General features: G+C 57.1%; 12 protein-coding genes. 6 read left to right on the top strand and 6 right to left on the bottom strand.

The features are described 5' to 3' along the window. Positions 1–96: 96 nt before the first annotated feature. The 3 genes from AC5Q5A_RS07875 to AC5Q5A_RS07865 are packed head-to-tail and all read left to right on the top strand — an operon-like array spanning position 97 to position 3,036. On the top strand, positions 97–1,122 hold the full coding sequence (locus AC5Q5A_RS07875) for an ABC transporter substrate-binding protein (protein WP_493894893.1): 1,026 nt from the start codon (positions 97–99) through the stop codon (positions 1,120–1,122). A 40-nt stretch (positions 1,123–1,162) separates the two neighbouring features. Further along, the gene (locus tag AC5Q5A_RS07870) at positions 1,163–2,239 is read left to right on the top strand and encodes a FecCD family ABC transporter permease (protein ID WP_287450817.1); all 1,077 of its coding nucleotides are present in this window, start codon (positions 1,163–1,165) and stop codon (positions 2,237–2,239) included. Continuing rightward, the gene (locus AC5Q5A_RS07865) at positions 2,236–3,036 is read left to right on the top strand and encodes an ABC transporter ATP-binding protein (RefSeq protein WP_493894892.1); all 801 of its coding nucleotides are present in this window, start codon (positions 2,236–2,238) and stop codon (positions 3,034–3,036) included. The genes AC5Q5A_RS07870 and AC5Q5A_RS07865 overlap by 4 nt, the downstream gene beginning before the upstream one ends. Positions 3,037–3,075: 39 nt before the next feature. Here AC5Q5A_RS07865 and purD read toward each other — a convergent pair whose 3' ends face one another. Next, positions 3,076–4,359 (bottom strand): phosphoribosylamine--glycine ligase, encoded by a 1,284-nt coding sequence (purD, locus tag AC5Q5A_RS07860; protein ID WP_493894891.1) that lies wholly within the window; start codon positions 4,357–4,359, stop codon positions 3,076–3,078. A gap of 115 nt (positions 4,360–4,474) precedes the next feature. Between purD and xseA the strand changes: the two genes are divergently transcribed. From xseA to AC5Q5A_RS07845, 3 genes are read left to right on the top strand one after another with little or no spacing between them, the layout of a single operon-like run. After that, a complete protein-coding gene (gene xseA, locus AC5Q5A_RS07855) occupies positions 4,475–6,151 on the top strand; it encodes an exodeoxyribonuclease VII large subunit (RefSeq protein ID WP_493894890.1) in 1,677 nt (558 codons plus the stop codon). Beyond that, positions 6,151–7,005, top strand: a complete 855-nt coding sequence (locus AC5Q5A_RS07850) for a M23 family metallopeptidase (protein ID WP_493894889.1) — start codon at positions 6,151–6,153, stop codon at positions 7,003–7,005. The genes xseA and AC5Q5A_RS07850 overlap by 1 nt, the downstream gene beginning before the upstream one ends. Positions 7,006–7,019: 14 nt before the next feature. Continuing rightward, positions 7,020–8,558 carry a gamma-glutamyltransferase family protein gene (locus AC5Q5A_RS07845; RefSeq protein ID WP_493894888.1) on the top strand — a complete coding sequence of 513 codons (1,539 nt, stop codon included), beginning with the start codon at positions 7,020–7,022 and terminating at the stop codon, positions 8,556–8,558. Between the two features lie 22 nt (positions 8,559–8,580). Here the strand turns inward: AC5Q5A_RS07845 and AC5Q5A_RS07840 are convergent, their stop codons facing one another. The 5 genes from AC5Q5A_RS07840 to AC5Q5A_RS07820 form a co-directional block, all read right to left on the bottom strand. Further along, positions 8,581–9,174 (bottom strand): hypothetical protein, encoded by a 594-nt coding sequence (locus AC5Q5A_RS07840; protein WP_197146798.1) that lies wholly within the window; start codon positions 9,172–9,174, stop codon positions 8,581–8,583. 100 nt (positions 9,175–9,274) lie between these two features. Continuing rightward, positions 9,275–10,174: an LpxL/LpxP family acyltransferase gene (locus AC5Q5A_RS07835; protein ID WP_493894887.1), complete on the bottom strand. Its 900-nt coding sequence runs from the start codon at positions 10,172–10,174 to the stop codon at positions 9,275–9,277. Then, the gene (gene lpxK, locus AC5Q5A_RS07830) at positions 10,167–11,138 is read right to left on the bottom strand and encodes a tetraacyldisaccharide 4'-kinase (protein WP_493894886.1); all 972 of its coding nucleotides are present in this window, start codon (positions 11,136–11,138) and stop codon (positions 10,167–10,169) included. Before lpxK ends, AC5Q5A_RS07835 begins: the two co-directional genes overlap by 8 nt. Next, complete coding sequence (locus AC5Q5A_RS07825; protein ID WP_493894885.1) at positions 11,131–12,423, bottom strand: 3-deoxy-D-manno-octulosonic acid transferase; 1,293 nt, start codon at positions 12,421–12,423, stop codon at positions 11,131–11,133. Before AC5Q5A_RS07825 ends, lpxK begins: the two co-directional genes overlap by 8 nt. Further along, a complete protein-coding gene (locus AC5Q5A_RS07820) occupies positions 12,420–13,151 on the bottom strand; it encodes a lysophospholipid acyltransferase family protein (protein WP_064782158.1) in 732 nt (243 codons plus the stop codon). Before AC5Q5A_RS07820 ends, AC5Q5A_RS07825 begins: the two co-directional genes overlap by 4 nt. Between the last annotated feature and the right edge of the window lie 33 nt (positions 13,152–13,184).

The raw sequence follows: 13,184 nt of genomic DNA, 5'->3' as shown, positions 1-13,184 counted from the left end.
AGTGATGTTATGTTATAACATAACATTTGACGATGTGTTGAAACTGGATCATCCAAAACGGTCCCGGATCAGCCCATCAGCAAGAGGGAACTAAAAGTGATCAATCACGATAAACGTGTACTGGCGGTCGGGGTGTTTGCCGCTGGTCTTATTTCATCTGTTTCATTTGCGTCCGCAACCGAATATCCGCTCAGTATCGAGAATTGCGGCACTGTGTTGCAATTTGATGCGGCCCCCGATCGCGTGGTGTCGCTGGGCCAAAGCACGACCGAAATTCTTTATTCGTTGGGCCTGGCCGACAAGGTCAAGGGTACGGGGGTCTGGTTCGGTCCGGTGATGGATGAATTCAAGGATGTGAATGCATCTGTGCCGCGTCTGGCCGACAATGATCCGGGGTTCGAAACCGTTGTCGCGCAAAAGCCGCAACTGGTTGCCACCCAGTATCAGTGGCATGTCGGGCCCAAGGGCACCGTCGGCACCACCGAGCAGTTCAACGAATTGTCCATTCCGGTCTACACCGCACCTGCTGATTGTGTGGGCAAGGACAATGCCGGTGGCGGTGACGGCGTTCGCCATGAAGGCTTCACCATGGATCTGATTTATCGCGAGATTTCCGATCTGGCGCAGATTTTTGATGTCGAAGATCGCGGCGAGGCGCTGATTGCCAGCCTGAAGGAACGTCAGGCGAACTCATTGGAACGTGTGACGGCAAGCGGCCATGACAATGTTTCCGCCGTCTTCTGGTTTTCCAGCCCGGAAATCAACAGTGATCCCTATGTGGCCGGCAAAAACGGTGCGGCGGGCTATATCGCCGGTAAACTTGGTGTTCGCAACATCATCGACAGCAATGAAGAATGGCCGACCGTTGGCTGGGAAACCATTGCGCGCGCCGACCCTGATATCATCGTGATTGGCAAGATGGGCCGTCGGCGTTTTCCGGCTGATGACTGGCAAGTCAAGGTGGATTTCCTGAAAACCGATCCGGTCGTAAGTCAGATGAAGGCGGTGCGCAATGGCAATATCGTGGTGATGGACGCCCAGTCGATGGATCCGACCATCCGCCTGATCAATGGTATTGAAACACTTGCCGAAGCCGTCGAACGACTGAGCGCTTCGAACTGACCTGCACTGCCAAAGGCACCTGATATGCCCGGAGAATTCAATGTTTGAAACAACGCCAGTGCAGCAGCCGGTTCAGCCACCTCGGCAATCGCTGGCGGGGCGGGCATATCTTGTGCGGGCCGGTGTCAGTCTTGGCGCCCTGGTTTTGCTTGTTGGCGTCATCGCGATGGCGGCAGCCAAGGGGGAAACGCACATTCCCCTTGGCACCGTGTTTCAGACCATTGCCAATCATCTTTGGCAGGCGGGCTATGACGTTGATCCGATTGATGCCGGGATCATCTGGAATTACCGAATATCGCGCGCCATGGTGGCGGCGGCCTGCGGGGCGTCCCTTGCGCTATCGGGCGCAGTGTTGCAGGCGCTTTTGCGCAATAGTCTCGCGGATCCTTACTTGCTGGGCATATCGGCCGGGGCATCGACCGGTGCGGTCAGTGTCGCCATTCTGGGGTTTGGCGCGGGCATGGTTTCCCTGTCGCTTGGCGCCTTTGTCGGCGCGCTGGTGGCGTTCGGGTTTGTTGCGCTTTTGGCCATTCCGGCCGGACGCGGGGCAGGTGCGATCATTCTGGCCGGGGTTGCCGGATCGCAACTGTTTAACGCGTTGACGTCCTTCATCGTGACCAAGGCCGCCACGGCGGACGAGGCACGCGGGGTGATGTTCTGGTTGCTTGGAAATCTAAGTGGCGTGCGTTGGCCCGATGTCTATCTTGCCCTGCCGGTTGCCGTTATCGGCTTGTTGGTTTGCCTTTGGTATTCGCGGGCGCTGGATGCCTTTACCTTTGGCGTGGAATCGGCAGCGTCCCTTGGTGTGCCTGTGCGCCGGGTTTATGTGGTGTTGATTGCCATTGCTGCCTCGATGACCGCGGTGATGGTCAGTATTGTCGGATCCATCGGCTTTGTCGGGCTGGTCATTCCCCATGCCGCGCGGTTCTTTGTCGGGACACGGCATGGCTTTCTGTTACCGGCCTCCGCCCTGATCGGGGCGGTGTTCCTTGTCGCGGCTGATATTGTATCGCGCATCATTCTTGATGGTCAGGTCCTGCCCATCGGGGTGATCACGGCCCTGATCGGTGCACCGGCCTTTGCGATCATCCTGTGTCATGGGCGGGTGTTGCGATGAGCCTTGAATTACGCAATGTCGGCTGGAATGCCGGATTCAAAAAGATCATCAGCGACGTGTCGCTTCGGGTGACACGTGGCGAGTTTTTGGGAGTCATCGGGCCAAACGGATCTGGCAAAACCAGTATGATGTCGGTGCTTGGTGGCATTCGTGCCCCGTCGACCGGGCAGGCATTGCTGGGGGACCAACCGATGAAGAAAATCGGTCGGCGCAACCTTGCCCGTCATATCGGCTTTGTCGAACAACAGGCCGACACCATCGACCGCATTACCGTGCGCGATGCCGTCGCGCTTGGTCGAACGCCGTACCTTAGTTTGCTGTCACCATGGTCAGGGCACGACGACGCCATCGTGTGCGAAGCCCTTGCCAGTGTTGAAATGGGACCGTTCGCGGATCGGATGTGGCATACGCTTTCGGGCGGTGAAAAGCAGCGCGTTCACATCGCCCGTGCCTTGGCCCAGCAGCCGGACTTCCTGTTGCTTGATGAGCCGACCAACCATCTTGATATCCATCATCAACTGGGCCTGCTGGAACTGGTGCGCGCACTGCCGGTCACCGTGGTGGCCGCCCTCCATGATCTAAACCATGCGGCGATGTTTTGTGACCGGATTGCGATGATGGATGGTGGCAAGCTGATCGCGCTTGGCACGCCCGAACAGATTTTGACATCGCAAAACCTGCGCGATGTTTTTGGGGTTGCCGCCGATATCGAAATTGATGATCAGGGCCGCTGTCACATCCGCTATCACGCCGGGAACCAGAAATCTTTGGCCATAAAAAAAGACCGGGTTGCGTAACCCGGTCCTTTGCTTTCAGCATCTGGGACTTCTTGGTGCTTAGCCCTGTTCGCGGGCAACCGCACGCCAGCCGATATCGCGGCGGCAGAAACCACCATCCCAATCAATTGCATCAACCGCCTCATAGGCGCGTTTCTGGGTTTCGGTCACCGTCGCACCGCGCGCGGTCACACCAAGAACGCGGCCACCGGTCGCAACCAGTTTGTCGCCATCCATCTTGGTACCGGCATGCAGGACCTTGACCTTATCCATGGCGTCCGCCGCTGGAACGTTTTTGATCTCGGTCCCTTTTTCATAAGACCCCGGATACCCCTTGGCGGCCATGACAACGACCATGGCGGTTTCATCGTGCCATTCGGGTTTGACTTTATCGAGCGTGCCGGTGGCAGCACCCTCAAGGATATCAAGCACGTCTGATTTCAAACGCGTCATCAGCACCTGACATTCCGGGTCGCCAAACCGAATGTTGTATTCGATCAGCTTCGGGTTGCCCGCATCGTCAATCATCAAGCCAGCAAACAAAACGCCCTTGAACGGGTGGCCTTCGTTGGCCATGCCCTTGACGGTCGGGATAATGATCTGATCCATGACCTTGGCTTCGACCGCATCGGTAAAGACCGGGGCCGGGGAATAGGCCCCCATGCCGCCCGTATTCGGGCCGGTATCGCCTTCGCCAACGGCCTTGTGATCCTGGGCTGCGACCAGCGGAATGACGTTTTCGCCATCACAAACAGCAAAAAATGAGGCTTCCTCACCTTTGAGGAATTCCTCGATCACGATTTCCGCACCAGCATCGCCAAACTTGCCGCCAACCATGCATTCTTCAATCGCGGCAAAGGCTTCGTCATTTGTCATACAAATGGTCACACCCTTGCCCGCGGCCAGACCATCGGTCTTGACCACAATCGGTGCGCCCTGCTTTTCGACAAACGTCTTGGCGTCCTTGGGATCGGTAAAACGGCCATAGGCAGCGGTCGGCACACCGAACTTTGCCACCATGTCCTTCATGAAGCCCTTGGAGCCTTCAAGCTGGGCGGCTGCCTTGGAACAGCCGAATGATTTGATGCCCTCGGCATCCAGTGCATCGACAAGGCCTGCTACCAGCGGGGCTTCGGGGCCGACAACGACCAGATCAACCGCGTTGTCCTTGGCAAATTTCACCAGACCATCAATGTCGCCGTCGGAAATCGCAACGCATTCGGCCGAATCCGCGATACCGGCATTGCCCGGTGCACACCACAGTTTGGAAATGCGCGGGCTGCGCGCAATTGCCCAGCACAATGCGTGTTCACGTCCGCCGCCGCCAACGACCAGAACCTTCATGACTTTATCCTTCGACTTGTCCGATTGCTTGATGGTCCATGCGCGATGAACTAGGCTAGACCCAATTGCCACCCCGCAAAATTATTAGGCGGGCTTTTAGCATAAAGTACCCTTGATGACGCAAGATTTGTTCGACCCTTATGCCCCGGTTCCCGAAACGCCTGTAAAATCGGGAAATGCGCCCGAATTTTCGGTTTCCGACCTGTCAAACGCGCTGAAGCGGACCGTGGAGGATGCGTTTTCGTTCGTGCGGGTGCGCGGCGAAATTTCCGGGTTCAAGCGCGCCAGCAGCGGGCACATGTACCTTGCGCTGAAAGACGACAAGGCGGTGATTGATGGCGTCTGCTGGCGCGGGCAGGCAGCCAAGCTTGGCCTTGTCCCCGAAGACGGCATGGAAGTCATCGTTACCGGGCGCCTGACGACATTTCCGGGCCGATCAAAATACCAGATCGTCATCGAGACGATGGAAGTCGCGGGCGAAGGCGCGCTGTTAAAGCTTCTGGAAGAACGCAAAAAGAAACTCGCCGCCGAGGGGCTTTTTGATCCCGAACGCAAAAAGCCGATCCCGTTCCTGCCCGATGTTATCGGCATTGTCACATCGCCCACGGGTGCCGTGATCCGCGATATCATGCACCGCCTGCGCGATCGTTTTCCGCGCCGGGTTTTGTTGTGGCCAGTACTTGTTCAGGGGCAGGGGGCGGCTGAGCAGGTGGCCGAGGCCGTGCGGGGCTTTAACAATCTTTTGCCCTATGGCCAGATTCCGCGCCCGGATGTTCTGATCGTTGCGCGCGGTGGCGGGTCGCTTGAAGATTTGTGGTCGTTTAACGAGGAAATCGTTGCCCGTGCGGTGGCCGAGTCTGATATTCCGGTAATTTCGGCTGTCGGCCATGAAACTGACACCACCCTGATCGATTTTGTATCTGATCTGCGTGCGCCGACGCCCACCGGGGCGGCGGAAAAGGCCGTGCCGGTCCGCGTCGAACTGATTGGTCAGGTCGAGGAAGATGGTCTTCGTCTGGCGCAAGCCGTCCGGCGTTTGGGCGTTGAGAAGAAAACGGCGCTTGAAAGTCTGGCCCGTGGGCTTGGCGATCCCAAACGCATGCTCGAGGAACGCAGTCAGACCCTTGATAACTGGGCAGATCGATTGCCGCGCGCCGCCGTCAATGTCACGCAACAAGCCCGCGCACGGTTGAACGAGGCGAGTGCCCGACTGGTCAGCCCGCGTGAACAGCTTTCGGAAAAGCGCGGGCGTCTGGAAAATGCGGCGCTTCGTCTGGATGGTGCGATGAAATCCGCGCTTCAGATGCAGCAATCGCGCCTTGATCGTGCTGCGGCTGGCCTTCGGCCCAGTGACGCCAAGCGTGATATCGCACGTGCCGACAAACAGATCATTGATCTTGGCGCGCGTTTGCAGGGGGCGGTTCGAAATACGCTTAACCGCGAGGCAGAGGGACTTGACCGCTATGACCGGCTTTTGGAAAGCTATTCCTATCGCAATGTGCTGAAACGCGGGTTTGCGGTGGTGCGCGACGGGGACGGCAATCTTGTTGGTAAATCGTCCGATCTCGTCACAGGTCAGACCTATGATCTTGAGATGGGCGATGGCATTACCCCGGTGACGGCGGGTGAAGGTGTTGCGACATCAAAGCCAGCGCAGGGTAAGGATGATAGCGCTACCATCTCAGATCAAAATGCCGCCATATCCGCGCCCGAAAAAACCGCCAAACCCAAACCGGCGAAGAAGAAAAATCCAAGCCCCAAAGACGATGACAGACAAGGGAGCCTACTGTAATGCGTATGACCATTTCTGGCATGCTGGCCGCAGCGGGCCTTTTGGCGGTTAGTCTTTCCGTTCAGGCGGCCGAGCCGACCTATCAGGGGCAGTTTGTTCAGGGCGGGATTGTGTTTGGGCAAACCGATGCCGGGTCGGAAGTCCTACTGGATGACGAGGCGATTGATACCATCGCACCCGATGGCCGTTTTGTTTTGGGGTTCCCGCGCGATTACGAAGGCCCGGCACGGCTCAGCATCCGGCATGCCGATGGCAGTGTCGAGGTGTTCAGTTACGAGATCGGTGATCGCGAATTCAACGTTCAACGGATTGACGGGCTGGCACCCAAAATGGTCACGCCTGATCCGGAAGTTATCAGCCGCATTCAGGATGATTCACGTCAGGCCCGCGAAGCGCGCACCGAACGGTTTACCGAGAATTTCCTGGAAAGCGGCTTTATCTGGCCCGCTGTTGGCCCGATCAGCGGTGTTTATGGATCACAACGCATTCTGAATGGCGAACCGCGTGCACCGCATTGGGGCGTTGATATTGCCCTTCCGACCGGAAGCCCGGTTGTTGCCCCGGCGGATGGAATTGTGACGCTGGCGCATCCCGATATGTATTTTTCCGGTGCGACACTGTTTATCGATCATGGGCTTGGTGTGGTGTCGGCGTTTTTGCATCTGTCGGAAATTGATGTGCAGGTCGGCGACGTCGTTAAACAGGGCGATTTGATCGGCAAAATCGGTGAATCAGGTCGTGCGACCGGGCCGCATCTGGATTGGCGGGTCAATGTCGGGGCGGCACGGGTTGATGCGCAGTTGCTGGTGCCACCGATGGAAGAAGCACGCAAGACGGCAAACGCCAATAACTGAGCGGAACAAAGATCATGAAAACCCACGGGGCCGTTGCCGCAGGACATGCCGTTACCGCAGATGCGGCGGCCCGTGTGCTTGACGAGGGTGGCAACGCCTTTGACGCGGTGATTGCCGCGATGTGGGCGGCCTGTGTGGCGGAGCCGGTTCTGGCATCGCTTGGCGGCGGCGGGTTTGTCATGGCGCGTCCTTCCGGGCAACCGCCACGGTTGTATGATTTCTTTGTTGAAACGCCGCTTGAAAAACGATCACGTGAAAATCTTGAATTTGAAAGCCGCCTTGCGACTTTTGCCGGTGGTGTAACCCAGGAATTCCATGGTGGCTATGGTTCGGTGGCGACACCGGGCGTGGTGGCGGGGCTTTTTGCTGTCCATGACGATCTTGCCAAGCTGCCGATGGCAAAACTGGCGGAGCCAGCAATCCTTGCGGCGCGCGATGGCGTCGAACTTGATGCGTTTCAGCGCTATGTGATGGGGATTGTCGAACCGCTTCTGGGCTTTTGTGCCGAAAGCCGGAAGGTGTTTGGCAAAACAGGCAAAACCGGTGCGGATGAATTTGAACTGCTTGATGCCGGTGTGCTTCATCGGCAACCCGACCTGGCAGAAAGCATTAACTATCTGGTCGAGAACGGAGCAGAGGGATTTTATCAAGGCGACCTTGGCAAGGCGCTTGTGCTGGGATGTGCGGACCATGGCGGTTATCTGACGGTACGGGATCTGGCGGGCTATCGGGTGCTTCTGCGTGATCCGTTGCTGGTGTCCGGGCGCAAGGGGCGGTTTGTGCTTAACCCGCCACCGGCATCGGGTGGGGTTCTGGTCGGTTTTGGTCTTAAGCTTGCGCGGGAAATGGCGTTGGGGGCCTTTGGCTCGGAACGCCATCTTGAAGCGGTGTCGCGGATCATTCACGCCACTGGTTTGGCGCGCGGGGAATATGGTGCGCGCCCGGCGATCCTGGCTGACGAGCTGTGTGAACGGTATCGTATGATGATTGGCGAACGCCCGCTTAGTCAGAACGGCACAACTCATATTTCGGTCGTTGATCAGCATGGCAATCTTGCCGCGGCGACGATTTCAAATGGTTCCACATCGGGCCGGGTCGTGCCCGGCACCGGGATCATGATGAACAATATGCTCGGTGAAGCCGATTTGTCGCCGGATGGTTTTCATAACTGGCCCTGCGGAGTTCGGATGACATCGATGATGACACCAGCCCTGTATCTGGGCGACGACGGGGCGTCAGTAGCACTTGGTTCTGGCGGGTCAAACCGGATCCGGTCCACCATGCTTCAGGTGTTACTCAATATCGATGCTTTTGACATGACCCTGCACGGGGCGATTGCGGCACCACGCATGCATGTCGAAGATGAACTGTTGTCGGTCGAACCCGGATTTGATGACGCTTTGCTTGATGGGCTCAGCCTTGGCAATCAACAGCGCTGGGATTGCGAGGACATGTTCTTTGGCGGGGTGCACGCGGCCAAAGTCAATCAGGCGGGCGACATGCTTTCGGCGACCGGGGATGGGCGACGCAATGGTCATCAGATCATCGTTTGATCGTCCCACATTACTGACGGCCTTATCTGAACCGCTGAATAACGGCGAAGATCAGTGAAAAGATTGCGATCAGAATGATGGCAACCGTTGCGATCAGAAGCGCCTGTTTGGTGCGCAGTTCATAGGCCTGCTTGCGTTCGACAAAGACAATCACATCACGGCGCAACTGGTCCATTTCCGGCGCGACATCAAGACTGTTGAGATAAAGCCTTGCACCTGCGCGTGCCAGAAGGTCATTGGTTTTGTTCATCTCGCGGGTGAAAAGGGCAAACCGTTCTTCGGTGTCGGCCAGATCATCAAGAAGGTTTTTATCATCCTTCCCGGACGAGGCGATTGTGATGGTTGTTCGCGTCAGATCGCGCGCATCTTCTTCGATGCATTGCGACAATGATTTTCGGGGTTGATCAGAGGTGCATTCGACTTGCCGACTGCCGAATTCTTCAAGGGCACGCTTCAGATGTTCCTTGAGCTGCTGATCAAGCTCGGAAATTCGCAACCGGATATCGCGTGCCGTTTCACGAATGGTCGTGTCGTCCTGATCAAGCGCCATTGTCGGCCAGACGACAAAGATCGAGCCGGCCAGAATAAGACAGAAAATGATCAGCAAGCGGCGCAAAAAGGCGGGCTCCGAAGACTCGTTCGACAGCGGACGAAATGCCAGTCTGCGCCAACAGGGTTCCTATTCGGTTAATGCCCGATCAAAACGCCAGTCGGATTTACTTCGGCCAACGGCGATGCAGCCAAAGCCATTGTTCGGGGCGTTCGCGGATCCACTTTTCCATGACAGCGTTGACCTCGGTCATGGTAGCCAGAATATCGGCGTGCCGGTCGCCTGTTTTGGGAATCTCCAGTGGTGGATAGAACGTCACACGGAAATGCGCACCATTCAGGCGTTCTGAACGAATGGGAATGATTGGCGCATCGTATTTAAGGGCAAACTGTGCCAGTGCCGGGGCTGTCATCGCATCCCGGCCAAAAAACGGCACGGCGATACCATCTGTCATCTTTTGATCGACCAGCATACAGGCGTGGCCACCATTCTTCAGATAGCGGGTTAGTTTTCGCGCACCATCCGGGCCTTTCTTGACCAGTTGGCCTTTAAACATTTTGCGGGCCCGCATGAACAGGCCTTCTACCCAGGGATTATCCGGCGCCCGATAGACACTCATCATCTCCATATCAAGCGCCTCGGCGATGCACATCGCAACTTCCCAGTTGCCGATGTGACCGGAAAAGAACAGGCCGGGTTTGTCATCGGTCTTGGTGGCAAGGCCATTTTCAATGCCAACGATTTCAATGCGCGGTCCACCCGGGCGCATTTTGTGCAGATGGGGAATTTCGGCAGCCGAACGGCCAAGATTTTCCCACATGCCAACAATGATCTTGTCGATCTCTTCGGGGGATTTTTCCGGGAACGCCGCAACCAGATTGTTGCGTGCCTTTTTCGTCTGACCGACTCTGGGCCCCAGGGTACGCATAAGCCAACCGCCAACCGCCGATGCCATGTCAACGGGCATCAGGGCAAACATCCAGTAGACCAGATAGGCCCCAAAACCCTGAAGCGGGTGGGAGATGTATTTCTGGCGCATTTTGTAAAGTTGGCTGTTCTTATCCATCGGCAAGTACTGATGTCACAATCTTTGCGAGCTGATCTGGTGCCTCGAACACCAGACGAATGTCGAGACTGCTTATGCCGTCCCGGTCCTGTAATGGCAAGCGCATCAGATCCTTTTGCGTGGTGACAAGTCTGGCATCAAGCTTTTCTGCCTCGGCACGCAGATCGCCAAGCTCTTGCACCGTAAAGGGGTGATGATCTGAAAAATCACGTGTCTGGATGATTTGCGCGCCAGCCTTTTGCAGGCTGTCATAGAATTTCGACGGTTGGCCAATCCCGGCAAAAGCCAGAACGCGGGATTGATTGAAATCACCCGCGTTGATCGCCTCGATCGATGCGCGCAACACCGGAACGGAAGCCGGAAGGCGCGTGATGAAGTCGGGTGTCTTGTCGCCGATCAGAATGATGGCACGCACTTTTTCGAGCCCGCTGATCAGGGGTTCGCGCATTGGACCTGCGGGCATGACGCGGCCATTGCCAATACCATAGTTGCTGTCGATCACAGCGAAACTGCAATCCTTGATCAGGGTTGGATTTTGCAGTCCGTCATCAAGAATGATCGCATTGGCACCGGCATCAACCGCCATTTCGGCGCCAAGGGCACGGTTGCGTGAAATCCACGCCGGGCCATGCTGGGCGAGCAAAAGTGGTTCATCGCCGACTTTGTCCGCGGTATCAACGCCCGGATTGACGCGGTGCGGACCTTCAAGCGATCCGCCATGGCCGCGGCTGACGAAATGCGGTGTGCGGCCAAGGTTCGTCAGAAGATTGTACAGTGCGACCGCAGTCGGGGTTTTGCCCGCGCCCCCGACGGTAAAATTGCCGACGCAGAAAACCGGGCAGCCGGGATGGCGCGGCGTGGTTGTCAGTTTGCGAAAGCAGGTACCCGCCCGCCAGGCTGCGGACAGCGGGCTTAGAAGTTTGGGAATGACGCCGTCATGCTGCCAGAATTGCGGATCACGCATCACGGGCCTCCTTGATGCCCTTTTGCGCCAACAACGGGCGCAGGGCATCAAGCGTTCGATCGAGCACTTCGGCCTTGGAGTTTGCGTAATCAAGTGCGGCTTTGGCGATTTTTCTGGCGGACTCAGGATCGCGAAGCAGGGCGGCAACCTGTCTTGCAAGGTCATCCGCATCGGTCACCGGGCGGCAGGCTCCGTTTGCCAGCATTTCGGTGCTGATGGCGGCAAAGTTGCTCATATCCGGGCCGTGCAAAATGGCGCAGTTCAATCGTGCTGGTTCCAGCGGGTTTTGACCGCCACCCGCAGACAGGGTTTTGCCCATAAAGACGATCGGCGCGGTACGATAAAACAGGCCAAGTTCACCCATGGTATCGGCAAGATAAACATCAGTACCCGGTGTGATGTCGTGGCCAAGGCTTCGGCGTGATACCTGCAGGCCCTGTGCGACCAGATCGGATTCAATATCGTCGGCCCGATCCGGGTGGCGCGGCACGATGATGGTCAGCACGCCGCTATGATCGCGGGCGAGTTTTTTGTGCACGTCGCCGGCAATATGTTCTTCGCCCTTAAACGTGCTTGAGGCGAGCCAGACCGGACGATGACCAATCTGTTCCTGAAGCTTGGCCAGATCAGCCTCATCGGCAGGTAGCGGCGGGGCAGCAAATTTAAGATTGCCAACAGCCCGGACCGATGTCGCACCGAGGCTTTCAAATCGCGTGGTTTCGTCACCGCTTTGGGTCAGGATCAGGTCAAACGCAGAAATAACCGGCCGGATAAAAGACGGATAGCGTGAGTATCCCTTAAAGCTTTTTTCCGAAATGCGCCCATTGAGCAATGCAAGGCTGACACCGGCCTTCTTGGCCTTGGTCAGAAGGTTTGGCCAGAAATCACTTTCAAGCCAAAGCGCGACATCAGGTTTCCAGTGATGGAGGAAACGCGCGACACAAACCTGACGGTCAATCGGGACGAACTGGTGAATGACGCCCTTGGGCAGGCGGGCATGCATCATGGTGGCGGACGTGACCGTGCCGGTCGTCACCAGAATGGATGCCGACGGATAAAGACGACGGATTTCATCAATCACCGGCAAGACTGAGAGGGATTCTCCCACACTGGCCCCGTGAATCCAGACCAGATGTCCTTTGGGACGGGTAGCACCCGGATGACCAAAGCGTTCACCGATCCGCCCGGCATCTTCCTTGCCGCGGTTCTTGCGACGGTTCAGATAAAGGTTTAGCGCCGGACCAAGCAGGCGGGTTGCCGCGCGATAGGCGTAAAACAGGCTCATGACCCGGTTTCCCCCGCCGCGATGGCAGATCGCTTTTGCTTGGGCAGTTCATCGGGCGCAGCAGGCGGGATCACCGCAAGACCAAGTTCACGATCGGTTTCCTGGGTGAGCCTGGTCAGGGCGTTTTCAAGCTCGATCCGTTTGGCTTCCATGCCTTCGTCATCAAGCTTGCGGTCGACAAAAATCGGATCGCCCCAGTGAAAAACACCGCGTGAAAAGGGCAGGGGTAAAATGAAGCGATCCCAACTTTGAATGACCTTGCGGTTGGAGGCCGAATAGGTCAGCGGGAAAATCGGAACACCTGCCATGCGGGCGGCCTGAATGATCCCGTCGGATGCCCGCATGCGCGGGCCGCGCGGCCCATCCGGCGTCATGCCAACAACTTCGCCGGCTTTCAGCGCCTTTAGAATCTGGCGCAGGGCCGCGGCACCGCCTTTGCCCTTGCCGGTCGATCCGGCGATGGTTTTGATATCAAAGCGCGCAATCGTCCGAGAAATGATTTCCCCGTCACGATGCGATGAAATCAGCATGTTAAACGGGCGATCACCACCGACAGATCGCCAAGTATAGGGCATCATCAAAAGACGTTGATGCCAGAAGGCAACAATAAACGGTTTGCCTTCTGTCAGGTAGTGGGCCGGATGGTCACCACCTTTGGTGCGCCAACGTCCTGTGGCACGCATCAGGCGCACATAAAACGCCGCCAGCCAGCACAGTGTGCTGCGCATTGTATCGCTTTTTATGATCCGTTTATGCCACTG

The organism is Thalassospira sp. CA1 (genome assembly GCF_059052855.1).
The sequence above is the reverse complement of the archived record's forward strand: the minus strand, read 5'-3'. Positions and strand labels throughout refer to the sequence as shown.

What these genes read in the sequence shown, in the direction of transcription:
- AC5Q5A_RS07825 (WP_493894885.1), bottom strand. Translation starts at nt 12,423, where the DNA reads ATGAGCCTGTTTTACGCCTATCGCGCGGCAACCCGCCTGCTTGGTCCG.
- AC5Q5A_RS07870 (WP_287450817.1), top strand. Translation starts at nt 1,163, where the DNA reads ATGTTTGAAACAACGCCAGTGCAGCAGCCGGTTCAGCCACCTCGGCAA.
- xseA (WP_493894890.1), top strand. Translation starts at nt 4,475, where the DNA reads ATGACGCAAGATTTGTTCGACCCTTATGCCCCGGTTCCCGAAACGCCT.
- AC5Q5A_RS07865 (WP_493894892.1), top strand. Translation starts at nt 2,236, where the DNA reads ATGAGCCTTGAATTACGCAATGTCGGCTGGAATGCCGGATTCAAAAAG.
- AC5Q5A_RS07850 (WP_493894889.1), top strand. Translation starts at nt 6,151, where the DNA reads ATGCGTATGACCATTTCTGGCATGCTGGCCGCAGCGGGCCTTTTGGCG.
- lpxK (WP_493894886.1), bottom strand. Translation starts at nt 11,138, where the DNA reads ATGCGTGATCCGCAATTCTGGCAGCATGACGGCGTCATTCCCAAACTT.
- AC5Q5A_RS07820 (WP_064782158.1), bottom strand. Translation starts at nt 13,151, where the DNA reads ATGCGCAGCACACTGTGCTGGCTGGCGGCGTTTTATGTGCGCCTGATG.
- AC5Q5A_RS07835 (WP_493894887.1), bottom strand. Translation starts at nt 10,174, where the DNA reads ATGGATAAGAACAGCCAACTTTACAAAATGCGCCAGAAATACATCTCC.
- AC5Q5A_RS07845 (WP_493894888.1), top strand. Translation starts at nt 7,020, where the DNA reads ATGAAAACCCACGGGGCCGTTGCCGCAGGACATGCCGTTACCGCAGAT.
- purD (WP_493894891.1), bottom strand. Translation starts at nt 4,359, where the DNA reads ATGAAGGTTCTGGTCGTTGGCGGCGGCGGACGTGAACACGCATTGTGC.